This window comes from Streptomyces sp. P17 (assembly GCF_032436805.1).
Taxonomy (GTDB): domain Bacteria; phylum Actinomycetota; class Actinomycetes; order Streptomycetales; family Streptomycetaceae; genus Streptomyces.
Genome location: NZ_JAVRBF010001373.1, coordinates 1 through 243, shown reverse-complemented (window position 1 = coordinate 243; position 243 = coordinate 1). Strand labels below are relative to the sequence as shown.

The 243-nt window shown below is 65.4% G+C and carries 1 protein-coding gene; it reads left to right on the top strand.

Annotated elements, in window-relative coordinates; all coding sequences use genetic code 11:
• Positions 1–243, top strand: a 243-nt coding sequence (locus tag RMT89_RS45020; RefSeq protein WP_315889532.1) for an efflux RND transporter permease subunit, incomplete at both ends; no start/stop codon positions are given.

Below are 243 nucleotides of genomic sequence, written 5' to 3'. Positions count from 1 at the left end.
GCGGCGATTTCCTCGGTCACCATTCCACTGTCGCTTCTGGCCGCCGTGATTGTGCTCGCCTGGCTCGGCTACACGCTCAACACGATGACGCTGGGCGGCCTCGCCATCGCAATCGGCGTTGTGGTGGATGACGCCGTCATCGGCGTCGAGAACATCGTGCGCCGTTTGCGCGAGAACCAGCATGCACCAGCGCCGCGACCCCGCCTCCAGATCATGCTCGACGCGTGCCTGGAGGTTCGCAGC